The sequence below is a fragment of the Lysobacter changpingensis genome (genome assembly GCF_017308985.1).
In the GTDB taxonomy this organism is placed as follows: Bacteria; Pseudomonadota; Gammaproteobacteria; order Xanthomonadales; family Xanthomonadaceae; genus Lysobacter_J; species Lysobacter_J changpingensis.
Genome location: NZ_JADWPE010000003.1, coordinates 817,514 through 841,475, shown reverse-complemented (window position 1 = coordinate 841,475; position 23,962 = coordinate 817,514). Strand labels below are relative to the sequence as shown.

The 23,962-nt window shown below is 67.2% G+C and carries 20 protein-coding genes and 9 tRNA genes; 22 read left to right on the top strand and 7 right to left on the bottom strand.

Annotated features, from left to right (window positions below; all coding sequences use genetic code 11):
• The first annotated feature begins 59 nt into the window (after positions 1-59).
• From I4U41_RS10795 to I4U41_RS10785, 3 genes are all read left to right on the top strand, one after another.
• Positions 60-455 (top strand): carboxymuconolactone decarboxylase family protein, encoded by a 396-nt coding sequence (locus tag I4U41_RS10795; protein WP_206861118.1) that lies wholly within the window; start codon positions 60-62, stop codon positions 453-455.
• A 205-nt stretch (positions 456-660) separates the two neighbouring features.
• Complete coding sequence (locus I4U41_RS10790; protein WP_206861117.1) at positions 661-1,668, top strand: isocitrate dehydrogenase; 1,008 nt, start codon at positions 661-663, stop codon at positions 1,666-1,668.
• 389 nt (positions 1,669-2,057) lie between these two features.
• Positions 2,058-3,377: a Na+/H+ antiporter NhaC family protein gene (locus I4U41_RS10785; RefSeq protein WP_206861116.1), complete on the top strand. Its 1,320-nt coding sequence runs from the start codon at positions 2,058-2,060 to the stop codon at positions 3,375-3,377.
• Between the two features lie 74 nt (positions 3,378-3,451).
• Here I4U41_RS10785 and I4U41_RS10780 read toward each other — a convergent pair whose 3' ends face one another.
• A complete protein-coding gene (locus tag I4U41_RS10780) occupies positions 3,452-4,216 on the bottom strand; it encodes a Bax inhibitor-1/YccA family protein (protein WP_206861115.1) in 765 nt (254 codons plus the stop codon).
• Positions 4,217-4,360: 144 nt separating this feature from the next.
• On the opposite strand from I4U41_RS10780, the gene I4U41_RS10775 reads away from it, so the two are divergent.
• The 4 genes from I4U41_RS10775 to I4U41_RS10760 all read left to right on the top strand — a co-directional run bounded on the left by I4U41_RS10775 (position 4,361) and on the right by I4U41_RS10760 (position 4,832).
• Positions 4,361-4,437 (top strand) — tRNA-Pro (locus I4U41_RS10775).
• Positions 4,438-4,502: 65 nt separating this feature from the next.
• Positions 4,503-4,579, top strand: a tRNA-Arg gene (locus tag I4U41_RS10770).
• A gap of 36 nt (positions 4,580-4,615) precedes the next feature.
• Positions 4,616-4,692: transfer RNA gene (locus I4U41_RS10765), tRNA-His, on the top strand.
• A gap of 64 nt (positions 4,693-4,756) precedes the next feature.
• Positions 4,757-4,832: transfer RNA gene (locus I4U41_RS10760), tRNA-Lys, on the top strand.
• A gap of 183 nt (positions 4,833-5,015) precedes the next feature.
• On the opposite strand, the gene I4U41_RS10755 is transcribed toward I4U41_RS10760, so the two are convergent.
• Positions 5,016-6,383 carry a DUF1214 domain-containing protein gene (locus I4U41_RS10755; protein ID WP_206861114.1) on the bottom strand — a complete coding sequence of 456 codons (1,368 nt, stop codon included), beginning with the start codon at positions 6,381-6,383 and terminating at the stop codon, positions 5,016-5,018.
• A 347-nt stretch (positions 6,384-6,730) separates the two neighbouring features.
• On the opposite strand from I4U41_RS10755, the gene I4U41_RS10750 reads away from it, so the two are divergent.
• The 10 genes from I4U41_RS10750 (at position 6,731) to I4U41_RS10705 (ending at position 16,425) form a co-directional block, all read left to right on the top strand.
• Positions 6,731-6,815 (top strand) — tRNA-Leu (locus tag I4U41_RS10750).
• Between the two features lie 328 nt (positions 6,816-7,143).
• On the top strand, positions 7,144-8,442 hold the full coding sequence (gene tig / locus I4U41_RS10745; protein WP_206861113.1) for a trigger factor: 1,299 nt from the start codon (positions 7,144-7,146) through the stop codon (positions 8,440-8,442).
• A gap of 141 nt (positions 8,443-8,583) precedes the next feature.
• Positions 8,584-9,210, top strand: coding sequence for an ATP-dependent Clp endopeptidase proteolytic subunit ClpP (gene clpP, locus I4U41_RS10740; RefSeq protein ID WP_206861112.1), 627 nt, complete (start codon positions 8,584-8,586; stop codon positions 9,208-9,210).
• Positions 9,211-9,373: 163 nt separating this feature from the next.
• Positions 9,374-10,663, top strand: a complete 1,290-nt coding sequence (gene clpX / locus I4U41_RS10735; protein ID WP_206861111.1) for an ATP-dependent Clp protease ATP-binding subunit ClpX — start codon at positions 9,374-9,376, stop codon at positions 10,661-10,663.
• Between the two features lie 208 nt (positions 10,664-10,871).
• Positions 10,872-13,310: an endopeptidase La gene (lon, locus tag I4U41_RS10730; RefSeq protein WP_206861110.1), complete on the top strand. Its 2,439-nt coding sequence runs from the start codon at positions 10,872-10,874 to the stop codon at positions 13,308-13,310.
• A 219-nt stretch (positions 13,311-13,529) separates the two neighbouring features.
• Positions 13,530-13,802 (top strand): HU family DNA-binding protein, encoded by a 273-nt coding sequence (locus I4U41_RS10725; protein WP_115842926.1) that lies wholly within the window; start codon positions 13,530-13,532, stop codon positions 13,800-13,802.
• A 73-nt stretch (positions 13,803-13,875) separates the two neighbouring features.
• Positions 13,876-13,950, top strand: a tRNA-Val gene (locus I4U41_RS10720).
• A gap of 41 nt (positions 13,951-13,991) precedes the next feature.
• Positions 13,992-14,068, top strand: a tRNA-Asp gene (locus tag I4U41_RS10715).
• A gap of 111 nt (positions 14,069-14,179) precedes the next feature.
• Positions 14,180-14,256, top strand: a tRNA-Asp gene (locus tag I4U41_RS10710).
• A gap of 189 nt (positions 14,257-14,445) precedes the next feature.
• Positions 14,446-16,425 carry a peptidyl-prolyl cis-trans isomerase gene (locus tag I4U41_RS10705; protein ID WP_206861109.1) on the top strand — a complete coding sequence of 660 codons (1,980 nt, stop codon included), beginning with the start codon at positions 14,446-14,448 and terminating at the stop codon, positions 16,423-16,425.
• A 264-nt stretch (positions 16,426-16,689) separates the two neighbouring features.
• Here the strand turns inward: I4U41_RS10705 and I4U41_RS10700 are convergent, their stop codons facing one another.
• The 4 genes from I4U41_RS10700 to gloB form a co-directional block, all read right to left on the bottom strand.
• The gene (locus tag I4U41_RS10700; RefSeq protein ID WP_206861108.1) at positions 16,690-16,905 is read right to left on the bottom strand and encodes an XAC0095 family protein; all 216 of its coding nucleotides are present in this window, start codon (positions 16,903-16,905) and stop codon (positions 16,690-16,692) included.
• 333 nt (positions 16,906-17,238) lie between these two features.
• Positions 17,239-18,033 carry an enoyl-ACP reductase FabI gene (locus I4U41_RS10695; RefSeq protein ID WP_206861107.1) on the bottom strand — a complete coding sequence of 265 codons (795 nt, stop codon included), beginning with the start codon at positions 18,031-18,033 and terminating at the stop codon, positions 17,239-17,241.
• Between the two features lie 111 nt (positions 18,034-18,144).
• Positions 18,145-19,344, bottom strand: a complete 1,200-nt coding sequence (locus I4U41_RS10690) for a lytic transglycosylase domain-containing protein (protein WP_206861624.1) — start codon at positions 19,342-19,344, stop codon at positions 18,145-18,147.
• A 50-nt stretch (positions 19,345-19,394) separates the two neighbouring features.
• A complete protein-coding gene (gene gloB / locus I4U41_RS10685) occupies positions 19,395-20,162 on the bottom strand; it encodes a hydroxyacylglutathione hydrolase (RefSeq protein ID WP_206861106.1) in 768 nt (255 codons plus the stop codon).
• Between the two features lie 124 nt (positions 20,163-20,286).
• On the opposite strand from gloB, the gene I4U41_RS10680 reads away from it, so the two are divergent.
• Genes I4U41_RS10680 through dnaQ form a run of 3 tightly spaced genes read left to right on the top strand, consistent with a single transcriptional unit; the run spans position 20,287 to position 22,219 of the window.
• Positions 20,287-20,961: a class I SAM-dependent methyltransferase gene (locus I4U41_RS10680; protein ID WP_206861105.1), complete on the top strand. Its 675-nt coding sequence runs from the start codon at positions 20,287-20,289 to the stop codon at positions 20,959-20,961.
• The gene (gene rnhA / locus I4U41_RS10675; RefSeq protein WP_206861104.1) at positions 20,958-21,446 is read left to right on the top strand and encodes a ribonuclease HI; all 489 of its coding nucleotides are present in this window, start codon (positions 20,958-20,960) and stop codon (positions 21,444-21,446) included. Before I4U41_RS10680 ends, rnhA begins: the two co-directional genes overlap by 4 nt.
• Before the next feature lie 32 nt (positions 21,447-21,478).
• Positions 21,479-22,219: a DNA polymerase III subunit epsilon gene (gene dnaQ, locus I4U41_RS10670; RefSeq protein WP_206861103.1), complete on the top strand. Its 741-nt coding sequence runs from the start codon at positions 21,479-21,481 to the stop codon at positions 22,217-22,219.
• Between the two features lie 164 nt (positions 22,220-22,383).
• Here dnaQ and I4U41_RS10665 read toward each other — a convergent pair whose 3' ends face one another.
• Positions 22,384-23,088: a PP2C family protein-serine/threonine phosphatase gene (locus I4U41_RS10665; protein ID WP_206861102.1), complete on the bottom strand. Its 705-nt coding sequence runs from the start codon at positions 23,086-23,088 to the stop codon at positions 22,384-22,386.
• Between the two features lie 203 nt (positions 23,089-23,291).
• Between I4U41_RS10665 and I4U41_RS10660 the strand changes: the two genes are divergently transcribed.
• A tRNA-Ser gene (locus I4U41_RS10660) sits at positions 23,292-23,382 on the top strand.
• Between the two features lie 112 nt (positions 23,383-23,494).
• A complete protein-coding gene (locus I4U41_RS10655; RefSeq protein ID WP_206861101.1) occupies positions 23,495-23,902 on the top strand; it encodes a DUF6165 family protein in 408 nt (135 codons plus the stop codon).
• Positions 23,903-23,962 lie beyond the last annotated feature (60 nt).

Sequence of the window (23,962 nt, the reverse complement as noted above, 5' to 3'; positions counted from 1 at the left end):
CGTGGCCGTCCCGTTCCAGACTTCATCCATCCGTCCGAACCTTCGATTCCGGGATCCACATGAGCAACGACAGCAGCACCCAGGACCGCGTCGCCGAATTCACCGCGTTCCGCAAGCGCATGAACGAGCGCATCCTCGCCGAGCCGAACCAGGTCGTGCGCCGCTTCTTCGCGCTGGACACGCAGACCTACCAGGCCGGCGCGCTGGACGTGAAGACGAAGGAGCTGCTGGGACTGGTCGCCTCGCTCGTGCTGCGTTGCGACGACTGCATCAGCTACCACGTCGCGCAGTGCAAGGAAGCCGGCGTGAGCCGGGACGAGATGTTCGAGACCTTCTCGGTCGGGCTGGTCGTCGGCGGTTCCATCGTGATTCCGCACCTGCGTCGCGCCGTGGACTTCCTCGACCGCCTGGAGCAGGGCGAGGCCGCCGCGCCGGCCGGGCACGACCACGGCTGAACGGGTCCGCGGCATCCGCCGCCTCGGCTCCACGCACCGCAAAAGCCCGCTCCGGCGGGCTTTTTGCCGTTTCGGGCCGCCGGTCCCGGACCATGGTCGAATTCGTCCCGCCTGCAGGGGCGGGCCGCTTCCGGCATAATTCCGGGGCTCACCATCCGGCGCCGTACTTCCCCGTCGCGCGCCCATAAGTCGGAAGAAATCCCCTATGACGCAGACTATTACGGTCATCCGTGGCGACGGCATCGGCCCGGAAATCATGGACGCCACCTTGCACGTGCTCGACTCGATGAACCTCGGGTTGCAGTACGAATTCGCCGATGCCGGCCTGGTCGCGCTGGAAAAGCACGGCGAGCTGCTGCCGCAGGCGACGCTGGACTCCATCCGCAAGAACCGCATCGCGCTCAAGTCGCCGCTGACCACGCCGGTCGGCGAGGGTTTCAGCTCGATCAACGTCGAGCTGCGCAAGCGCTTCGACCTGTACGCCAACGTGCGTCCGGCGAAGTCGTTCCCGAACACCAAGTCGCGCTTCGCTTCGGGCGTGGACCTGATCACGGTGCGCGAGAACACCGAAGGCGCGTACATCGGCGAAGGCCAGGCGCTGTCGGAAGACGGCGAGACCGCCGTGCTCACGCAGAAGGTCACTCGCCGCGGCTCAGAGCGCATCGTGCGCTACGCCTTCGAACTGGCCCGTCGCACCGGCCGCAAGAAGGTCACCGTGGTGCACAAGGCCAACATCCTGAAGTCGACCTCGGGCCTGTTCCTCAAGACCGCGCGTGCGGTCGCCGCGGAATACCCGGACATCGAGTGCAACGAGATGATCGTGGACAACACCTGCATGCAGCTGGTGATGCGTCCGGAGCAGTTCGACATCATCGTGACCACCAACCTGTTCGGCGACATCATCTCCGACCTGTGCGCCGGCCTCGTCGGCGGCCTGGGCCTGGCGCCGGGCGCGAACATCGGCACGGACGCCGCGATCTTCGAAGCCGTGCACGGCACCGCGCCGGACATCGCGGGGCAGGGCAAGGCCAACCCGTGCGCGCTGCTGCTGGGCGCCGCGCAGATGCTCGACCACCTGGGCGAGTGCGAGAAGGCCGAGCGCCTCCGCGCGGCGATCATCGCCACGCTGGAAGCCAAGGATTCGCTGACCCCGGACCTGGGCGGCACCGGCAACACGATGTCGTTCGCGAAGGCGATCGCCAGCCGGATCTGATCCGGTTGGACACATCGGCCGCGCGGTTGCCGGCCTTCGACGAGGCGCCTCCGGGCGCCTCGTTGCGTTTGGGCAGATCGTCGGCGGGAGCCCTCCTGGGCGTTTGTAGCCGGGGTAAGCGAAGCGCACCGGGGAGGTTATCGACGCGGCGACGCACAGCCCGGGTGCGCTTCGCTTACCCGGGCTACAACGGCTTGATCCTGCTCCATACGTCCGACGGATCCGCGCTTTCGGGCGTCCCGTTGCGTTCTGTAGCCGGGATGACGGCGCAGGTCGCACACAAGGGCCCCGCTTCCGCGCATGCTGGCGCAGTGTTCCGCCGGTGCACTCGACACCGCCCGCCGCCGGCCTCAGAATGCGCCGCCTTTTCGCTCCATTCGGATAAAGAGATGAACGAGCCCGTCCGGCCGAGCGCCCTTGCGCTCACGCCGCTGCTGGTGTTCCTCGCGCTGTTCTTCGGCGCCGGGCTGTATTTCACCAGCCACGGCGAGGCCATGGGCTTCTACCAGCTGCGCGCGCCGGTGGCGATCCTGCCGGCGCTGGCGCTGGCGGCGTTCATCGCGTGGCGGCGCGGGCTGAAGCCGCTGGAGACGCTGCTGTCGGGCATGGGCGACCACAACGTCGTGCTGATGTGCCTGATCTTCCTGCTGGCCGGCGGCTTCGTGGAGGTGTCCAAGGCCATCGGCGCGGTCGATGCGATCGTCGCGCTCGGCATCGGCCACCTGCACCCGGCGCTGCTGCTGCCGGGGCTCTTCGTCGTGGCGGGCTTCATCTCGCTCTCGCTGGGGACCTCGATGGGGACCATCGCAGCGGTGGCGCCGATCGCGCTGGGCGTGTCGGACGCATCCGGCCTGGATCGCGCGCTGGTGCTCGGCGCGGTGATCGGCGGCGCGACCTTCGGCGACAACCTGTCGGTGATCTCCGACACCGCGATCGTCGCCAGCCGCACGCAGGGCTGCACGATGCGCGAGAAATTCCGCGCGAACCTCAAGCTCGCGCTACCCGCCGCGCTGCTCACCGTGGTGCTGCTGGGCTTTATCGGCGATACCGCGCCGACGCAAACGCTGGAACCGGTCTCGCCGTGGCTGATCGTGCCCTACGTGATCGTGCTCGGCCTGGCGATGGCGGGCGTGGACGTGATCATCGTGCTGAGCCTCGGCCTGGTGATCGCCGGCCTGTTCGGCGCGTTCTTCGCCGACGAATTCGGCGTCGCCGCCTACGCCACGCACATATGGGAAGGCTTCGAAAGCATGGTGGAAATCACCCTGCTGTCGCTGCTCGTGGGCGGCCTGGGCGCGCTGATGAAGGCGACCGGCGGACTGGCGTGGCTGGCGCAGGCGATCGGCCGCTTTGCGCGCGGGCATCGCAGCCGTCGCGCGGGCGAGGTGAGCATCGCCACGCTGTCCGCCGCGACCGACGTGTTCACCGCGAACAACACCGTCGCGATCCTGATCAGCGGCGGGCTCGCGCGCGACATCGCGCAGGAACACGGCGTGCCGCCGGCGCGCGCGGCGAGCGTGCTCGACATCTTCGCGTGCGTGACGCAGGGCGTGCTGCCTTACGGCGCGCAGATCCTGCTGGCCGCTTCGCTCGGCGCGGTGTCGCCGCTGGCGCTCGCGGGCAACGTGCATTACAGCTGGCTGCTGGGCGCCATCACCATCGGCGCGATGCTGTGGCCGGTACGCAGGACCGCGCCGCAGCCGGCCTGAGCGAACCACCACAAAAGGGAAGGGCGCGGATCGCTCCGCGCCCTTCGCGTTTCGGGCTCGTGGGAACCGTCGCGTCAGTCGCGCGACTGCAGCTTCGACAGCAGGCGCAGGAATTCCACGTACAGCCACACCAGCGTGACCATCAGGCCGAACGCGCCGTACCACTCCATGTACTTCGGCGCGTTCTGCTCGACGCCGCTTTCGATGAAGTCGAAATCCAGCACCAGGTTCAGCGCCGCGATCACCACCACGAACAGGCTGAAGCCGATGCCGATCAGGCCGGATTCGTGGATGAACGGAACGCGCACGTCGAAGAACGACAGCACGAACGAGGCGAGGTACACCAGCGCGATGCCGCCGGTCGCGGCGACCACGCCGAGCTTGAAGTTCTCCGTCGCGCGGATCAGCCCCGAGCGGTACGCGAACAGCAGCGCGAACAGCGTGCCGAAGGTCAGCATCACCGCCTGCATCACGATGCCGGGGAAGCGGTGCTCGAAGATCGCGGAGATCGCGCCGAGGAAGAAGCCCTCGGTCAGCGCGTACATCGGCGCGGTGACCGGCGCCCACTCCTTCTTGAAGATGGTGGCGATGGCGAACACCAGGCCGCCGATCGCGCCGCCGATGACGTAGGGCATCGCGCCGACCGGGCCGGCTTCGGTGAACGTGACCTGGCTCCATGCGAAGGCCGCGGTGATCACGCAAAACAGCAGCAGCATGCCGGTCTTGTGGACTGTGCCGTTGAGCGTCATCGCGTCGCTGTCGCGCTGGACCACCGCGCCGCTGGAAAGATCGAGGAAGGTGCCTTCCTTCAATGCGGGATTGCCGCTGCGTCCGATCATGGGGTGCCCCTGTTCCGTGGTGAATGGATGAGCGGGAGCATACAACGCCCGCCCGCGTGGCCCGGGATCCGTTGACAGCGGCAGTCGCGCCAGCCAGACTATCCGGCCTTTCGCGGCGTTGGCGCGCAACGGAAGTCCCGGCCTCGGGGTATAGCTCAGCCTGGTAGAGCGCCAGCTTTGGGAGCTGGATGTCGTGGGTTCGAATCCCTCTGCCCCGACCATCCAGGACCGAGTGGGAAGTTCGACCGGCGGTTGCGGTTGCAGTGTCAGTTAAGATGCAAGGCTGGCGCCCGTAGCTCAACCGGATAGAGCACCGGCCTTCTAAGCCGGTGGTTGTGGGTTCGAGTCCCGCCGGGCGCGCCACGCAATGCGGTGAATGCCGCGAAAACAAGCTTTATGGTGGCTGTAGCTCAGTTGGTTAGAGTACTGGATTGTGATTCCAGTTGTCGGGGGTTCGAGTCCCCTCAGCCACCCCAGATCGTGTGACAGGTTGTTGGCGAAACCGGTTTTTGTTGTTATAGTTTCGCTTCTGGTTTTTCCGGGCCGTTAGCTCAGTTGGTAGAGCAGTTGACTCTTAATCAATAGGTCCAAGGTTCGAATCCTTGACGGCCCACCAAAAACGGGACTTGGCGGCGACGCCAGGTCCCTTTTTCTTTGCCCCGGAGCGGCTTCAGGGCGTTCGCGTGGGCATCCGCCCGCTGCGATTCCATGCGACGCGCCCGGGCAGAAGTCGCGATGAACCTGGGTCCGATCAATGCAGGGCGCACCTTCGCGCATCTCGTGGTTCATGACGCACTAATCAGGGGCGCTTGATCAGCGGCGGCGGGAAGTAGCTGCCGTCGGCCACGCCGCCTGACGGGCCGTAGAAGCGGAAGGTCAACCGATAGTCCTGGCCGGCCGGAGTCGGCAGCCAGTTGTTCGCGGGCGCATCGGCCGGCTTCTCCGGGCCGAAGAACAGGGTCAGCGAACCATCCGGGTTGTACTGGAGGTTGGACTCGCGGTTGAGCAGGAACCGGTTCTGCGCATTGGGGAGCACGCGCATGTGGCGCGTGTCCACCGCGATCACCGACCAGAAGTACTTGGCGTACTTCGAAGGAAGGTCGTCCTTCGGGAACGTCACCGTGTACGTGTGCGTGCCGTTGACCTGCGTTCCGGTGCTGTCCAGGTTGCCCTTGTAGTAGACGACCTCGTCCATCGTGTTCGCCCAGATGCCGGCGAAGTTCACCAGCGTGCGTCCCAGCCAGTCGTCGCGATAGGCGCCGGAGACCGCCGGACGCGCCCAACCCTGCTTCAGGGTGCCGTGGCCGATGGTGGGCGACGCCTTGGCGAAATCGGTCAGCGCCTTCTCGCGGATCACCTGGTCCACGCGTGCGCGTTCGGCCGGATCGCGTATTCCTTCGGCGATCGCGCGCACCTTGGCCGCAACGGCCTCCATCCCGGGATTGATGTCGGCTTCGCTGTCCAGCACGGCCGGCGCGACCTCGAACGCTTTCGCGTCCGGCAGCGAATCCATGTCGAACGCGGGAATGGCGGGCAGCTGCGGAAGCGCCGGATTCCCCGTGGCCTTCAGCGCGAACCTGCGTTGCAGCGCGACGGCGTCGTCCCAGTTGTCGCCGAGTTCGACGCGCGTGAGCACGCGGGTGTACTTCACCGGCAGGTCGATGCGCGTGACGCCGGCGGGAAGCTCCACGTTCGCGCCTTTCAGGCACACGGCGAACTCGCCCGACGGCTGGTCCGGATGCGTGCGCTCGTTGATGTTGGCCAGCGTCTCGCCCCAACCGTTGAGGAACTGCACGGTGTAGTAGCGACCGGTGACCCTGGGCACGGTTACCTGGGTGCAACTGTTCTCGTCGGTGGCCACCCACGCCTCGGAGTAGGCGACATCGAGGTTCGGATTGGGCCAGTCCACGGCGCCGGGCTTGCGGTGCACAAGCTCGTTCCACTTGAAGCCTTCCTCGAAGTCGAGTTGCTGCTGCCGCAGCACCAGCAGCCGCGCGAGCAGGTAGATGTACGCGTCGCTGATGTCCTGATCGGTGTAGGGCCGGCTGCTGGCCTGGGATGCGGGGGCGGACCCCGGTTCCGTGTCGGGCGCCTGCGTCGAGGGACGGTTGCAGCCGGCCAGGGCAGCCAGCGCGACGGACGTCAGAAGCGCTAACGCAGTGCGCATGGCTCACCTCCGTTTCACCGGATCGGGTCTTTGACAGCGCGGCTGTGAGGCCGGCGTGAATGTCCGGCTGTGGCCGCTTCGGGACGGACGCCGCCGCCGATCGATCAGGCATGGCAGGGCGGGATACCCGCAGGGCTGCGCAGCTCAAGTAACTGATTGGATGGCAAATTCCAGTTCCTGGGGCGGCGAGCTCAAGGCTCGACTCCCTGAAGGCCCGTCCATCCAGAACGCCCGCGGCTTTCCCCCGGTGTCTTTTTCTCTTCCGACCCGGGAAATCCCGAAGAACATTTCCCCTCGCCGGAGCCGCGGCCTAGAATGCCGCCGCGTCGGCATCCGCCGGCCGGCAAGCGAAAGTGGCGGAATTGGTAGACGCCCTGGATTTAGGTTCCAGTGCCGCAAGGCGTGCGGGTTCGAGTCCCGCCTTTCGCACCAACTTCCTCGGTATGCGGCGGCCGGCAAGCCCGAGCGAGCGTTCGCGAGTGATGCATTCGGCGGCCGGACTGTGCTTCCGCACGGGCCCCCTGCCCGAGCGAGCGCTGCTCCCGACGCCCGGGCAGAGCCCCCCGGGCGCCCCATCCGCGCCAAGGCTCGGAAACAACGCCATCATGGCCCCGCAGCCCCGTCCAGCGCTGGCACGACGGCCCGCAATCGGCCAAACTACCGCGTTCCGCCGGCCGCGAAGCATTCCGCCCGGGCCGCGGGCAGGATCAGGACCATCAACATCGTGCCGCGGCAGATCGCCGCGGTAGCAGGAGTGGATATGCAAGTTTCGGTCGAATCGCTCGGCAGCCTCGAACGCCGCATGACTTTCAGCCTTCCGGCGGACCGGCTGGAAGCCCAGGTCGGCGGTCGCCTGCGCGAGATCTCGCGCGGCGCCAAGATCAAGGGTTTCCGCCCCGGCAAGGTGCCCGCCAAGGTGATCGAGCAGCGCTTCGGCGCGCAGGTCCGCGCCGACGTCCTCAACGACCTCCTGCGCGAGGGCTTCAGCAACGCGGTGCGCGAGCAGTCGCTGCAGATCGCCGGCAGCCCGCAGATCGTGCCGGCCGGTGCCGAGGACCAGCTCTCGTACGTGGCGACGTTCGAAGTCGTGCCGGATTTCGGCGACATCGACGTGGCCAAGCTCAACGTCGTGCGCCACACCGCTGAAGTGACCGACGCCGACATCGACGCGATGATCGAGAACCTGCGCCTGCAGCGCCGCACCTGGAACCCGGTGGAGCGCGAAGCCGCCGCCGGCGACGCGGTCGAGATCGAAACGTACTCGCAGGTGGGCGATGAGCGCCTGCCCGCCGAGGGCGTCGAGCGCGGCGCGACCATCATCGGTTCGGCCGCCATGTTCCCGGCTATCGAATCGGCACTTGTCGGCATGAAGGCCGGCGACGAGAAGGATGTCGACGTCGACTTCCCGGCCGACTGGCGCGTGCCGGCCTTCGCCGGCAAGACCGTCAAGGTCCACCTGAAGGCGACCAAGGTGTCCGAGCCGGTGCTGCCGGACGTCGATGCCCCCTTCATCAAGAGCTTCGGCGTGCGCAGCGGCGATGCCGAGCAGTTCCGCATGGACATCCGCAGCAACCTGGAGCGCGAGCTCAAGGGTGCGCTGATGACCCGCCTGCGTCGCGAAGTCGGCGAGCAGCTGATCGCGTCGTACTCGCACGTCGAGATGCCGCCGAAGCTGGTCGAGGCGGAGGCCCGCGACATGGCCCGCCAGACCATCGAGGCCGCGCGCCGCCAGGGTCGCGCCATCGGCGAGATCCCGGCCGACGCGCACGTGGGCTTCATGGACGCTGCGCGCAAGCGCGTGCTGGTCGGCCTGCTGGTGGGCGAGATCGCCCGTCGCAACGAGCTGCGCCTGGAGCCCAAGCGCGTGACCGAGACGTTGAACCTGATCGCCTCGACCTACGAGGAGCCGCAGCAGGTCGTCGAGCTGTACCGCAACGACGCGCAGCTCATGAACGGCCTGCAGGCCCGCGTGATGGAAGAGCAGGTGATCGACTGGATCGCCGAACGCGCGCAGCACACCGAGCAGGCGCTCTCGTTCAACGAGGCGATCCGCCAGTAAGCATGCGTGACGGTCGCGGCGTCGTGCCGCGGCCGGTTCCGTAGAAAGGACGCGCCCCTTGCGCTCTGGTCCGGTTGGCCCCAAGTTGACCGGACCGCGCTTCCGCAAGCGCCCCATATCCGATCCAAGGTGCCGTCGAACATGGACAACCTGACCAAAGCCCTGAATCTCGTGCCGATGGTGGTCGAACAGACCAGCCGGGGCGAGCGCGCCTACGACATCTATTCGCGCCTGCTCAAGGAGCGCGTGATCTTCCTGGTCGGCGGCGTGGACGACCACGTGGCGAACGTGATCGTCGCCCAGATGCTCTTCCTCGAGGCCGAGAACCCCGAGAAGGACATCAGCCTGTACATCAACTCGCCCGGTGGCGTGGTCACGGCGGGCCTGGCGATCTACGACACCATGCAGTACATCAAGCCGGACGTGAGCACGATCTGCGTCGGCCAGGCGGCCTCGATGGGCGCGCTGCTGCTGGCGGCCGGTGCGAAGGGCAAGCGTTACGCGCTGCCGAACTCGCGCGTGATGATCCACCAGCCGCTGGGCGGGTTCCAGGGGCAGGCGACGGACATCGACATCCACGCCCGCGAGATCCTGACGTTGCGCCAGCGCCTGAACGAAATCCTGGCCAAGCACACGGGCCAGGCGCTGGAGACCATCGCCCGCGACACCGAGCGCGACAACTTCAAGAGCGCCGAGGCGGCCCGCGAGTACGGCCTGGTCGACCAGGTCCTGGAGCGCCGCCCGGAAGAGTCGATCCAGGCAGGCTGACCGCCGTCACGGCATTGATCCAACCTTTTTTCCGGCCCGTGATCCGGCCCGCGAGGCGGGCCGGAGCGCTGTGTTATCCTCGGGCCGCAGCACCTGAACGCGTCATGCCACGGCGAGCTTTCGGCCGGCGCGTTCGAGACACCAGCACCATTTGGGCACAGGCATGAGCGACGACCGACAGGGCCGCAGCACCGGCGACAGCAACAAGATCCTTTACTGCTCGTTCTGCGGGAAAAGCCAGCACGAGGTCCGCAAGCTCATCGCGGGCCCGAGCGTGTTCATCTGCGACGAATGCGTCGAGCTGTGCAACGACATCATCCGCGAGGAGCTCGAGGAAAAGGCCCAGTCGGCCCGCAGCCACCTGCCCAAGCCGCGCGAGATCCTCGAGGTACTGGACCAGTACGTGATCGGCCAGCAGCGCGCCAAGCGCACGCTCGCGGTGGCCGTGTACAACCATTACAAGCGCATCGAGAGCCGCCAGAAGAACGACGACGTCGAACTGGCGAAGTCGAACATCCTGCTGGTCGGACCGACCGGCTCGGGCAAGACGCTGCTGGCCGAAACGCTGGCGCGCCTGCTCAACGTGCCGTTCACCATCGCCGATGCGACCACGCTGACCGAAGCCGGCTACGTCGGCGAGGACGTGGAAAACATCATCCAGAAGCTGCTGCAGAAGTGCGACTACGACGTCGAGAAGGCGCAGCAGGGCATCGTCTACATCGACGAAATCGACAAGATCTCGCGCAAGAGCGACAACCCGTCGATCACCCGCGACGTGTCGGGCGAGGGCGTGCAGCAGGCGCTGCTGAAGCTCATCGAAGGCACCGTCGCCAGCGTCCCGCCGCAGGGCGGTCGCAAGCACCCGCAGCAGGAATTCCTGCAGGTCGACACGCGCAACATCCTGTTCGTCGTCGGCGGTGCGTTCGCCGGGCTCGACAAGATCATCCAGCAGCGCAGCACCGAGGCCGGCGGCATCGGCTTCGGCGCCAAGGTGAAGAGCAGCGAGCGCAAGAACGACATCGGCAAGCTCCTGGCCGACGTCGAGCCGGAAGACCTGATCAAGTTCGGCCTGATCCCCGAGTTCGTCGGCCGCCTGCCGGTGGTTGCCACGCTCGAGGAGCTGGACGAGCCAGCGCTGGTGAAGATCCTCACCGAGCCGAAGAACGCCATCACCAAGCAGTTCAAGAAGCTGTTCGAGATGGAGAGCGTCGAGCTGGAGTTCCGCCCGGACGCACTCTCGGCGATCGCCCGCAAGGCGCTCAAGCGCAAGACCGGTGCGCGCGGCCTGCGCACCATCGTCGAGTCGGTCCTGCTGGACACGATGTACGAGCTGCCGTCGCTGGAGAACGTCTCCAAGGTGGTCGTGGACGAGTCGGTGATCGATCACAAGACCGAGCCGTACCTGATCTACCAGACCCCACCGGCCGCCCCCAAGGTGGCCTCCGCCGACTGACGGCGACGTGACCGCCGTCGCGCCTCCGGCATGTCGGAGGCGTCTCTAAACGGCTGATTCACAACGGATAAATGCCTCCGGCCCGCAGCATAGCCTGCGGGCCGCTTGCATCCGTTCGCGCCGGACCCCATAACCGTCGCCATGGGCGAAGCGCGCCCACGAAGTCCCCGGGCGGCTCTCGCCCGCACCCGTATTCCGGAGTCCCTCCATGGCCGTATCAACCGAGCACGAGACGCTCACCCTCCCGGTCCTGCCGCTGCGCGACGTCGTCGTGTTCCCGCACATGGTGATCCCGCTGTTCGTCGGCCGGGACAAGTCGATCCACGCGCTCGACCTCGCCATGGAGAGCGACAAGCGCATCCTGCTGGTCGCCCAGAAGTCCGCCGAGACCGACGATCCGGGCGCCGAGGACCTCTACCAGGTCGGTACGCTCGCCCAGGTCCTGCAACTGCTGAAGCTCCCCGACGGCACCATCAAGGTGCTGGTCGAGGGCGTGTCGCGCGTGAACGTCCATGACGTGACCGAGCGCGGCGGCGCACTGAGCGGCCAGGCAGAAGTCGTCGAGCCCGAGAGCGATCGCGAGGAGCGCGAGATCGAGGCAATCGCGCGCTCGCTGATGGGCCTGTTCGAGCAGTACGTGAAGACCAACCGGAAGCTTCCGCCGGAACTGATGCAGACGCTGTCCGGCATCGACGAGCCCGGTCGCCTCGCCGACACCATCGCCGCGCACCTGGGCGTGCGCATCGGCGACAAGCAGAAGCTGCTGGAGACGCACGGCGTCGGTTCGCGCCTGGAACTGCTCGTCGGCCTGGTCGACGGCGAAATCGACGTGCAGCAGCTGGAAAAGCGCATCCGCGGACGCGTGAAGTCGCAGATGGAGAAGAGCCAGCGCGAGTACTACCTCAACGAGCAGATGAAGGCGATCCAGAAGGAGCTCGGCGAGATCGACGATGCGCCCAACGACATCGACGAGCTGACCCGCAAGATCGCCGAGGCCGGCATGCCCAAGCCGGTCGAAGCCAAGGCCAAGGCCGAGCTCAACAAGCTCAAGCAGATGTCGCCGATGTCGGCCGAAGCGGCGGTCGTGCGAAATTATCTCGACTGGCTGCTGGGCGTGCCGTGGAAGAAGCGCACCAAGGTGCGCAAGGACCTCAAGGCCGCGCAGGACGTGCTCGATGCCGACCACTTCGGCCTGGAGAAGGTCAAGGACCGCATCCTCGAATACCTCGCCGTTCAGTCGCGCGTGAAGCAGATGAAGGGCCCGATCCTGTGCCTGGTCGGACCGCCGGGCGTGGGCAAGACCTCGCTGGGCCAGTCGATCGCCAAGGCGACGAATCGCAAGTTCGTTCGCATGTCGCTGGGCGGCGTGCGCGACGAGGCCGAGATCCGTGGCCATCGCCGCACCTACGTCGGTTCGATGCCGGGTCGCATCGTGCAGAACCTCAACAAGGTCGGCAGCAAGAACCCGCTGTTCGTGCTCGACGAGATCGACAAGATGTCGATGGACTTCCGCGGCGATCCGTCCTCGGCGCTGCTGGAAGTGCTCGACCCCGAGCAGAACAACGCCTTCAACGACCATTACCTGGAGGTCGACCTCGACCTGTCCGAAGTGATGTTCGTCGCGACCTCCAACTCGCTCAACATCCCCGGCCCGCTGCTGGACCGCATGGAAGTGATCCGCATCCCGGGTTACACCGAGGAGGAGAAGCTCAACATCGCGATGCGTTACCTGCTGCCCAAGCAGATCAAGGGCAACGGCCTGAAGCCGGAAGAGCTGAAGGTCGCCGAGAGCGCCGTGCGCGACATCGTTCGCTATTACACGCGCGAGTCGGGCGTGCGTTCGCTCGAGCGCGAGATCGCCAAGATCTGCCGCAAGGTGGTGAAGGAAATCGCGCTGGCTGGCCCGTCGAAGAAGGGCGCGAAGAAGAACGTCGTCAACGTCACCTCCAAGAACCTCGACAAGTACCTGGGGGTGCGTCGCTACGATTTCGGTCGTGCGGAAGAGCAGAACGAAGTCGGCCTCGTCACGGGCCTGGCGTGGACGGAGGTCGGCGGCGACCTGCTGCAGATCGAATCCACGCTGGTGCCGGGCAAGGGCCAGCTGCTGCTCACCGGCCAGCTGGGCGACGTGATGAAGGAATCGGCATCGGCCGCGCTGTCGGTCGTGCGTGCGCGCACGGAGCAGCTCGGCATCGACCTCGACTTCCTGCAGAAGCACGACGTGCACGTGCACGTGCCCGAAGGCGCCACGCCGAAGGATGGCCCGAGCGCCGGCATCGCGATGGCGACCGCGCTGGTGTCGATGCTCACGCGCAACCCGGTGAAGGCCGACGTGGCGATGACGGGCGAGATCACCCTGCGTGGCCGCGTCCTGCCGATCGGCGGCCTGAAGGAAAAGCTGCTGGCGGCGCTGCGTGGCGGCATCCGCACCGTGATCATCCCGGAGGAGAACCGCAAGGATCTCGCCGACCTTCCGAAGACCGTGACGCAGGGATTGAAGATCATCCCGGTGAAGTGGATCGACGAAGTGCTCGGCCTCGCGCTCGAACGCGCACCGACGCCGGCGCCCGCATCGGCGCCGAGCGAAGGCGAAGTGGCGGTGCGCGATGGTTCGAAAACGATCGCGCAGACCGACGTCAAGCACTGATCCGCACCGCTCATCGGACGATGCGTAAAACCGCTGGAAGCCGCGCCACGCTTGGCTTTCACGCTTGCGACCCCAAAATGCCGCTGGTATAACGGCTGCGGACCGCGCACGCCATTGCGATGCAATGGCGGTGCGGCGAAAGACGATCGGGGGAATCGCCTTCGATTACATGCTGCTCTTACAACATGCGGCATTCATCCGCAGAGGGAGTCAATCCGAATGAACAAGGCTGAGTTTGTCGGCGCCGTCGCCGAAGCTGCCGAGCTGTCCAAGACCGACGCCGCGAACGCCGTCGACGCCATGATCAACGTGGTCACCAAGGCGCTGAAGAAGGGCGACACGGTGACGCTGGTCGGCTTCGGCACCTTCCAGGTCCGCAAGCGCGCCGCCCGCCAGGGCCGCAATCCGAAGACCGGCGAGACCATCAAGATCAAGGCGTCGAAGAATCCTTCGTTCAAGGCTGGCAAGGCGCTGAAGGATGCCGTAAACTAATCAACTCGCCGCCGATGTCTGAACGAATCGGTTAGCACCGCCGGGGTTTCGGCCCTCAGGCAGCAGTGCAAACGGGTGCTTAGCTCAGCGGTAGAGCGTCTCCTTTACACGGAGAGGGTCGGGGGTTCGAAACCCTCAGCACCCACCATCAAGCATCCAGCGGTGGTTGTAACGAGTTTTGAAGCATGCGGAGTGGTAGTTCAGTCGGTTAGAATGCTGGCCTGTCACGCCGGAGGTCGCGGGTTCGAGTCCCGTCCACTCCGCCAGTCTTCACAAGGGCGCCGGAAACGGCGCCTTTGTTTTATAATAGTGAGAGGATCGAAAACGCGGCTCGCCGCGTCAGGATCCGGGGGCGAAAGCCCGAAGGTTCAAGAAGCGGAGTGGTAGTTCAGTCGGTTAGAATGCTGGCCTGTCACGCCGGAGGTCGCGGGTTCGAGTCCCGTCCACTCCGCCAGTTTTGAGTCGAAAGGCGCCGGAAACGGCGCCTTTTGTTTTTTCTCCGCCTCCGCGTTTGCTCCTCCCCTTCGGGCAGGGAGGCTGGAGGGCCGCCGCTTCCGGTAGCCATCGAATTTCCGCGCCCCCGCCCCGAGAAGCCCCCGGGCCGCGCTAAACTGTCCGGCTTACGACTGAACGCGTCCCGGACATGCTGCAGAAACTTCGCGAAAAGACCTCGGGCTGGATCGCCACCGTGATCCTGGGCCTGTTGATCATTCCCTTCGCCTTCGTCGGCATCGAGCAGTACCTCGGCCAGCGCACCGACAACTCGGTCGCGCGCATCGACGCACCGCCGACCTGGTGGCCGTCCGCGCCGGCGTGGTGGCCGGTGTCGGTGTTCTGGACGCACGAGAAGATCACCTCCGACGAGTTCCGCGCCCGTTTCGAACAGGAACGCATGCAGCGCCGCGCGCAGCAGGGCGAAGCCTTCGACGCGCGCGCCTTCGAGAGCGTGGACAACAAGCGCGCCGTGCTGGAAACGCTGATCGACGCGCGCGTGCAGCAGATCGCCGCGCAGCGCCACGGCCTCGCGGTGAGCGATGCGATGGTGCAGAAGGCGCTCATGGAAGTGCCCGGCTTCCAGGTGGACGGCAAGTTCAACTACGACCGCTACAAGCTCGCGCTCGCCTCGCTGACGCCGCCGCAGAGCGAGCGCCAGTTCGAAGCGACCGTGCGCGACGACCTGCAGCGTTCGATGCTCGCGGTGGGCGTGGGCAGCAGCAACTTCGTCACCAGCGCCGAGATGGATCGCCTGCTGCGCCTGATGGGCGAACGCCGCGACGTGTCGCTGGTGCTGCTCCCGCCGCCAGCGCCGGACACCGCCGAGGTGAGCGCCGCCGAAATCCAGAAGTGGTACGACGAACACGCCGCGCAGTTCCGCGCGCCGGAGACGGTCGAGATCGAATACGTCGAAGTCGACGCGAGCAAGCTCCCCGCCGCCGCACCGGCCGACGACGCCACGCTTCGCCAGCGCTACGAGCAGGAAAAGAACCGCTTCGTCGAAGCCGAGCAGCGCCTGGCTTCGCACATCCTGGTGCGCGTGGCCGAGAACGCCGACGCCGCCACGCAGAAGGCCGCCGAAGACAAGGCCAAGCGTCTGGCCGAACAGGCCAAGGCACCGGGCGCCGATTTCGCCGCGCTGGCCCGCGCCAACAGTGACGACACCGGTTCGCAGGCCACCGGCGGCGACCTGGGCTGGGTGGCGAAGGGCATGATGGTCGCGCCGTTCGAGGACGCGCTGTTCGCGATGAAGGCCGGTGACGTCAGCGGCCCGGTGAAGAGCGAGTTCGGCTGGCACGTGATCCAGCTGCGCGAAGTGCAGTCGGGTGCGCAACAGACCTTCGAGCAGGTGCGCGATGCGCTCGCCGCAGAGCAGGCCGAAGTCGATCGCGAGCGCACGGTGAGCGATTTCACCAGCCGCCTGGTCGACCTGACCCTGAAGAATCCGTCCTCGCTTGCGCCGGCCGCGCGCGAGATGAACCTGCCGCTGCAGAAGCTCGGCCCGTTCGCGCGCACCAACGCGCAGGGCATCGGCGCCAACCCGGCCGTGCAGCGCGTGGCGTTCTCGGAAGAAGCGATCCAGAGCGGCGCCATCAGCGATCCGATCGAACTCGAGCCCGGCCACACCGTGCTGATCCGCGTCACCGCGCATGCGCCGGAACGCGCCCAGCCGCTGGCGCAGGTGCGCGATCAGGTCATCGCCGCCGTGCGCGCCGATCGTGCCGCCAAGGCCGCCCGCAAGGAAGCCGAAGCGCTGGTCGCCCGCGTGAACAAGGGCGAGACGCTGGAAGCGATCGCCGCGTCGAAGCAGCTGCCGCCGCCGCAGGTCCTGCCGGGTGTGCCGCGCGGCGCGCCGGTACCGGAAGCTGCGGTGTCCGACGCGATCTTCGCCGTGCCGGCGCCGGGCGAGGGCAAGCTGTCGGCCGGCCAGGCCACGCTGTCGAACGGCGGCATCGCGTTGTTCGCGGTCAGCAAGGTCACGCCGGGCGACATCGCCAGCCTGCCGGCCGAACAGCGCACGATGCTGCAGCAGCAGGTCGCGCAGATCGGCGGCGGCGACGACGTGCGCGCGCTGGTCGACGCGCTGCGCAAGCGCGTGCGGATCAATGTGGTGGAACAGAATCTTTGAAGCTCGGGAACGAGCGAGAGGAGTGAGGAACGAGTAACGGTGTGAAGCGCTGGTTGTTCCTCCAACGAAAAAGCCCGGCGATTGCCGGGCTTTTTCGTTGCCGTTGAGGCGTCGTCTACCACAACGTCATCCGCCTTTGTAGCCCGGGTAAGCGAAGCGCACCCGGGTTGGAGAGGTGACCGCGTCCCCGGGTGCGCTTCGCTTACCCGGGCTACAACAACGGTGGTGTTTGACGTTCGAAACGTGCGAGTCCTTCGCCGTGCCTCAGGCCGCTTTCGGATCAACAACCACCGTCGCCAATGCATCGTCCACATAAGCGGCCGTGCGTTCGAACAGCCCGGACAACGCACCGGGGTGGACGTAGACGTGCTCGGGCGATTCGCTTCGTGCCCTTGCGAGCCGCGCCAGCAATCGAAGCTGATCGCGCGTGTGGATAAGCGATTCGTGCGCGGAACGGGGCTGCAGGTAGCCGCGGAACACGGCGGGGATGGAGCGAGCATCTGTAGCCCGGGTAAGCGAAGCGCACCCGGGAACGCGACGGGCTCCCGGGTGCGCCTCGCTTACCCGGACTACAACCGTTGGGACCTGCGATCAGCAGGATGTGCTCAGGGACGGCAATAATCCGTTCGACCAGCGGAAGGCGTTCACAGCATGCATCGCATGCGCGAGCGTAATCGCACGCCCGGACCTTCAACAACCCTCTCCCGGCGGGAGAGGGGCTGAACGCGACAATGACACGGCTCAGCAGCGTGCCTGCCAAAAGGAAAAGCCCGGCGCGTGCCGGGCTTTCTCAGTCTCAACGGCGCGAACACATCACTCGCCGTGAATCCCCGTCATGCCGAGAATGTTGTAGCCCGCATCGACATACGTCACTTCACCCGTCACGCCCGCAGCCAGATCCGAGCACAGGAACGCCGCGACGTTGCCCACGTCCTCGATCGTGACCGTGCGGCGCAGCGGGGCGTTCTCTTCGACGTGGCCGAGGATCTTGCGGAAGCCCGCGATGCCGGCCGCAGCCAACGTCTTGATCGGGCCGGCGGAGATCGCGTTGACGCGCGTGCCTTCCGGGCCGAGGTTCAGCGCGAGGTAGCGCACCGACGCTTCCAGGCTCGCCTTCGCCACGCCCATGAGGTTGTAGTTGGCGAGCGCGCGCTCGGCGCCGAGGTAGCTCAGCGTGACGATCGAACCGTTGCGGCCCTTCATCATCGGGCGCGCGGCCTTGGCGAGCGCCGACAGCGAATACGCCGACACGTCGTGCGCGATGGCGAAGTTCTCGCGCGTCATGCCGTCGAGGAATTCACCGGCGATCGCTTCCCGCGGCGCGAAGGCGATGGCGTGCACGAGGATGTCGAAACCGTCGTTCCAGCGCTGGCCGAGCTGTTCGAAGCAGGCGGCGATCTGCGCGTCGTCGCTCACGTCCAGCGGGATCACGATGTCGCTGCCGTACTCGGCCGCCGCCGACTGCACGCGCGATTTCAGCTTCTCGTTCTGGTAGGTGAACGCCAGTTCCGCGCCCTCGCGGTGCATGGCCTCGGCGATGCCGCTGGCGATCGAGCGCTCGCTGGCGATGCCGGTGATCAGTGCACGCTTGCCTTGCAGAAAACCCATGAGCCGATTCCTTCTGTGATGCCGATACGGTGGGGACGACCGGTGTGCGGTCGCGCAAAGACGCAGTTTAGCCGCAGCCGGCGCCGCGTTGCCGCGATGCGGCGGCGTATGTCAGGGCGAGCCGGCCGCGGCTGGAAGCGCGGCGGACGTGCCGTCCAGCGCGTCGACGATCAGCGACTGGCCCGGGCGCAGTACCGACTTGAGCCCCAGGCCGTTGCGCTGCATCAGGTCGGCGACGGTGATGCGGTAACGACGCGCGATCGTCCACGCGCTCTCGCCCTTGGCCACGGTGTGGCGGCGCGGCGATGGCTTGGCTGCGGGCGCGGATTCGGTCTGCGTGGATTCGGCTGCAGCGACGGACTCGGCGTCGTCGCGCTCCATCGCGGATGACTGCGAAGCGGGCGAATCGACCTCGGCCACGCGCGCGTCGCCCACGTCGGCCACCGCGAGCAGGCGCGCCGGACGTCCGGCAGCCGCGCCGATGCGGCCGTCCGCGTACACCGGATTCCAGCGGCGGATCTGCTCGGCGCTCACGCCGGTGCGCGCCGCCCACTGATCCAGACGCTGCACGTCCTTCGGCAACGTCACCGCCTGCAGGCGCGGCACGGGGCGGTCGATCGCGCGCATCCATTCCTCGCGATCGTCGGCCTGCTCGATCAGGCACGACAGCGCATGCAGCTTGCGCACGTAGGCGGTGGTGATGTCGGACAGGCCGACGAGTTTCTCCGGCCGGGCGTTGCGGGCGGTCTGCCCGCTGCGCTTGAGCGCGCCCAGCACGCGGTATTCGCCCGCGTTGTAGGCCATCACCGCCAGTCGCCAGTCGCCGGCGAACATGCCGTGCAGCGTTTTCAGGTAGCGAACGGCGGCTTGCGTGGAATCGACGGGCGACAAGCGCCCGTCGTAGCCCTTGCGGATGGGCACGCCGTGGTTGCGCGCGGTGATCGCGATCATCTGCCACAGGCCGGCCGGACCGGCGGGGCTGCGCGCGTCCGGGCGATAGCCGCTTTCCACGAACGGGATCAGCGCGAACTCGGTCGGGATGTGGCTCTCGCGCAGCGCATCGACCACGTAGCCGAACAGCGGGAGCACGTCATCGTCGCGGGAGGCGAGCCTCCGCGGCACGTGGGCGAAGTGCTGGCGCCAGCGCGGCGAGGTCGCATCGGCGTCGCATTCGGGTTCGGCCAGGCCATCGCGGAAGCTGCGGTAGATCTCCAGGCCGTTGCGGACCGTCGGATCGGCCGGGGCGTCCTGCGGTTCGGGCGCCTTCGGGCCAGCGGAGGTTTCCTGCCCGGAAGCGGGCAGGGCGGTCATCAGGGCCAGGCAGCACAGGCCCAGCCGGCGGCGCCATCGATGGGCGGCCGTCACGCGACGAATCCGTCCTTCCAGCGCCGCAATGCGGCGAATGCGTCCACGTCGTCGGCCGGGTCGCGGCCGGTCTCGCGCGCCAGCGAGGCGCGCACCTCCGGGCTGGCGACCCGCAGGAACGGATTGGCGGCGGTTTCCTCGGCCAGGGTACTGGGCAAGGTCGGGCGTCCGGTCGCGCGCATGGCCTGGGCCTCCTCAAAGCGGCGCCGCAGCGCCGGGTTGCCGGGTTCTACCACGCGGGCGAAGGCGGCGTTTGCGAGCGTGTACTCATGTCCGCAACATACCCGGGTCCCGGGGGGCAGGCCGGCCAATCGGGACAAGGAGGCGTGCATCTGCTCCGGCGTGCCTTCGAACATCCGTCCGCAGCCCAGGCTGAACAGGGTGTCGCCGCAGAACAGCAGGTCGTGCCCGTGGTAGGCGACGTGGCTGCGGGTGTGGCCCGGCACGGCGAGGACGTCGAAGCGCCAGCCGGCCAGTTCGACCACTTCGCCATCGGCCACGCGCCGATAGCCGGAAGGAATGCGCTCGTCGTCCGGCGCGAACACCGGCAGCCCCGGCCAGCGCGCCAACAGGTCGGGCACGCCGCCGATGTGGTCGCCGTGGTGATGGGTGAGCAGGATGCCGGCCGGCTGCAGGCCGGCGTCGGCCGCCGCCAGGACCGGGCCGGCCTCGCTCGGATCGACGATCAGCGCTCGCGAGCCGTCGTCCGCGGCGAGGGTCCAGATGTAGTTGTCGCTCAGCGCGGGCAGTGGGGTGAGTTGCATGGTCTGTCCGGGGATGCACCCGAATGGCGAAGCGCTGTCGCACAATCGGGGTGTCGGCGCCCTCGGGGGCGCCCAGGAAACCGGCCCGACCATGCCCGCCGCCCACCCCCCGCGTCAATCAGAGATGTCCGGATCTGCGCTCGGCTGGTTCAGCAGCGAGGCAGGGCAGGGACTGCTCGCCGTGGAGGAAGCGGCGATGCTGCGCGTCCTCGCCGGCTGCCCGGCGGCGCCCTGGGCCTGGCTCGGCGTGGACGGCGCGCCCGCGCCGGAAGTCGGCGGACGCGGCCTTTTGTTGCGGCGGTTCGGCCTCGGGTTCCACGGTGCGGTGCGTTGCCGCCTGCCGCTGCCGGTGGCGAGCGAGGCGCTGGGCGCGGTGCTGCTCCAGCATGCGCTGGACGACGAGGTGCCGATCGACCCGCTGCTCGACGAATGCGCGCGCGTCCTCGCGCCGGGCGGAACGTTGTGGCTGGCGGTGCTCAACCCGTGGAGTCCGTACCGCCTGCGCTGGGCGCGCACCGGCCTGCGCGCGCGCGATCCGGGCGTGTGGCAGTCGGCGCTGCGGCGCGTGGGATTCGCGGCCGACACGGTGAGCCTGCAATGGCTCGGCCCGCACTGGCGCGTGGCGCATGGCGAAGTCGGCGTCGGTGCGTCCGATCGGTTGCGCGCCGGCGTGGCGCTCACGGTCAACAAGCGCGTGCATGCGTTGATCCCGCCCAAGCCGCTGCGCGGGTTGCGTTGGCAGGCGGGCAGCACGCGATCCCACCTCGTGCGACGGCAGCCGGCGATAATGGATGTATGAATCGCGCCGATCCGACGTCTTCCGAACCTTCCCGCAAACAGATCGAAGCCCACACCGACGGCGCCTGCCTGGGCAATCCCGGTCCGGGCGGCTGGGCCGCGCTGCTGCGCTATCGCGGCCACGAGCGCGAACTCGCCGGCGGCGAGGCCGACACCACCAACAACCGCATGGAGCTGATGGCCGCGATCATGGCGCTGGAAGCGCTGAGCGAGCCGTGCACCGTCGTGCTGCACACCGACTCGCAGTACGTGCGCCAGGGCATCACCGAGTGGATCAACAACTGGGTGCGCCGCGGCTGGAAGACCGCCGGCGGCGACCCGGTGAAGAACCGCGACCTGTGGGAGCGCCTGCACAAGGCGACGCTCCGCCATAGCATCGAGTGGAAGTGGGTGAAGGGCCATTCCGGCGATCCCGACAACGAACGCGTCGACGTCCTCGCTCGCGCCCAGGCGCAACTGCTGCGCGCGGCGGCGGCCGTACGCTGACCTCCACGGACGAACATGTGAGAATGCAGCCGATGCGGCAGATCATCCTCGACACCGAAACCACCGGCCTGAGTTGGGAACGCGGCAACCGCGTGGTCGAAATCGGCTGCGTCGAATACATCGAACGCCGTCCCAGCGGTCGCACCTTCCACGTCTACCTCAAGCCCGACTGCGATTTCGAGCAGGGCGCGCAGGAAGTGACGGGGCTGACGCTGGAATTCCTCGCCGACAAGCCGGAGTTCGCGCAGGTCGCCGAGGAATTCCTCGCCTTCATCGGCGGCGCCGAGCTGATCATCCACAACGCGGCGTTCGACCTGGGCTTCCTCGACAACGAACTGCGCCTGCTGGGCGAGCAGTACGGCCGCATCACCGACCGCTGTCGCGTCGAGGACACGCTGCTGCTCGCGCGCCAGCGGTTCCCCGGCCAGCGCAATTCGCTCGACGCGCTGTGCAAGCGCCTGGGCGTGGACAACTCGCACCGCCAGCTGCACGGCGCACTGCTCGACGCGCAGATCCTGGGCGACGTGTACCTGGCGCTGACCTCGGGTCAGGAGGAAATCGGCTTCGCGGTCGAGGCGTCGGCGAGCGCGGTGCAGACCGTGCATTTCCGCACCGATCCGGCCGCCGCGCGCCCGCGCGTGCAGGTCGGCGCGGAGGAACTTGCCGCCCACGAGGCGCGGCTGGAGAAGCTGCGCAAGAAGGCCGGCAAGGCGGTGTGGGATCAGTTCAACGTGGTCGAAGCGGTGGCGGAGCAGGAGCTGGCGACGGCGTAGCAAGCCCCGTCATTCCAGCGAAAGCTGGAACCCGTTTTGACTCTGGTATCGCCATCGATCCGCAGCGCGCGAGTGCATCGCGAACGCCGGCCGCATCGCACGCCCCGACCCTCACCCCAACCCTCTTCCGTAGGGAGGGCGGGTCGAAGCAGGGCTCAACGGCCTCAGTGATTCCGAACCAGGATCACCGTGACGTTGTCCGACCCGCCACCATCCAGCGCGGCGGCGACCAGCGTGTCGACGCATTCCTGCGCGCTGCAGTCGGACTGGCCGAGCACGCGCGCGATGCCGCGATCGTCGACTTCCTCGGTCAGCCCATCGCTGCACAGCAGCAGCTGCATGCCCGGCTTGAGTTCGCCGGTCATGGTTTCGACGTTGAGGTTGCGCGGATCGGTCACGCCCAGCGCCTGGGTGACGACATTGCGATGGGGATGGCTGCGCGCCTGTTCCTGCGTGATCGCGCCGTTGGCGATCAGCTCCTGCACGTAGCTGTGATCCTGCGACAGTTGCGCCAGATGGCCGTCGCGCCACAGATAGACGCGGCTGTCGCCCACCCAGGCCACTTCGAACCGGTTGCCGGTGATTCGCGCGGCGACCACGGTCGTGCCCATCGGCAGCGCGTCGTTGCGGCGCTTGGACGTGCGGATGATTTCCTCGTCGGCGATGCGGATCGCCTGCGCGAGCGGCGTGCCGTCGCGGATCTCGCGGACGATGGTTTCGCGGGCCAGCGCACTGGCGACCTCGCCGTATTCGTGCCCCCCCATGCCATCGGCCACCAGCCATAGGCCGAGCTCGCCGTCACCGTAGTAGGTGTCTTCGTTCAGCTCGCGGCGCAGGCCGACGTGCGTGAGGTGTCCGAATTCGATCATGCGTCCGTGGATTCGGTCGTCGGGGGTCTTTCAGGCGGTAACGGAATGATCGGGGCGCGGCGGCCGGGTGGCAAGGCGCGAGGTTAAGGTTCTCGTTGTGGCGGGAACAGGCAAAGCCGGAAGCGCCGGCGGATTTTCTTCGTGCGGTGGGACCGCTTGCCGGCCGCACCTCGCCCCCGTAGAATGACCGGCTCACTGCACCCGGAGAGGTGGCAGAGTGGTTGAATGTACCTGACTCGAAATCAGGCGTACGTTTATAGCGTACCGAGGGTTCGAATCCCTCCCTCTCCGCCAGATACGAAGACGACGCCCCCGCAAGGGGGCGTTTTCTTTTGTGCGTCGCGAAGGCGGCGAGTCGCATGGACAGGCCGGCTACACTGTAGGCCCCTGAATGAACGGCCTCGTCATGTCCGAAATCCTCGTCCCGGTCTCCTTTGGCGAACTGCTCGACAAGATCGCGATCCTGCAGATCAAGTCCGAGCGGATGACCGATCCGGCCAAGCTGGAGAACGTCCGCAACGAGTTGTCCGCGCTGGAGAAGACGTGGATGGCGCATCCGGCCGCCGGCAACGACATCGCCCGCCTGCGCGCCGACCTGAAGGCCGTCAACGAGCGTCTGTGGGTGATCGAGGACGACATCCGCATCAAGGAGAAGGCGCAGGCCTTCGACGAGGAATTCGTCCGACTGGCGCGCAGCGTGTACTTCGAGAACGACGAGCGCGCGCGCATCAAGAAGGAAATCAACCTGGCGCTGGGCTCGGCGTATGTCGAGGAGAAGTCGTACCAGGATTACAGGACGGGCAATACGCCGTAAGACGGCGTCGTCGCATTTCCGATCGGTCTCCCGGCGTTCGCCGGGATGACGGACACGAGG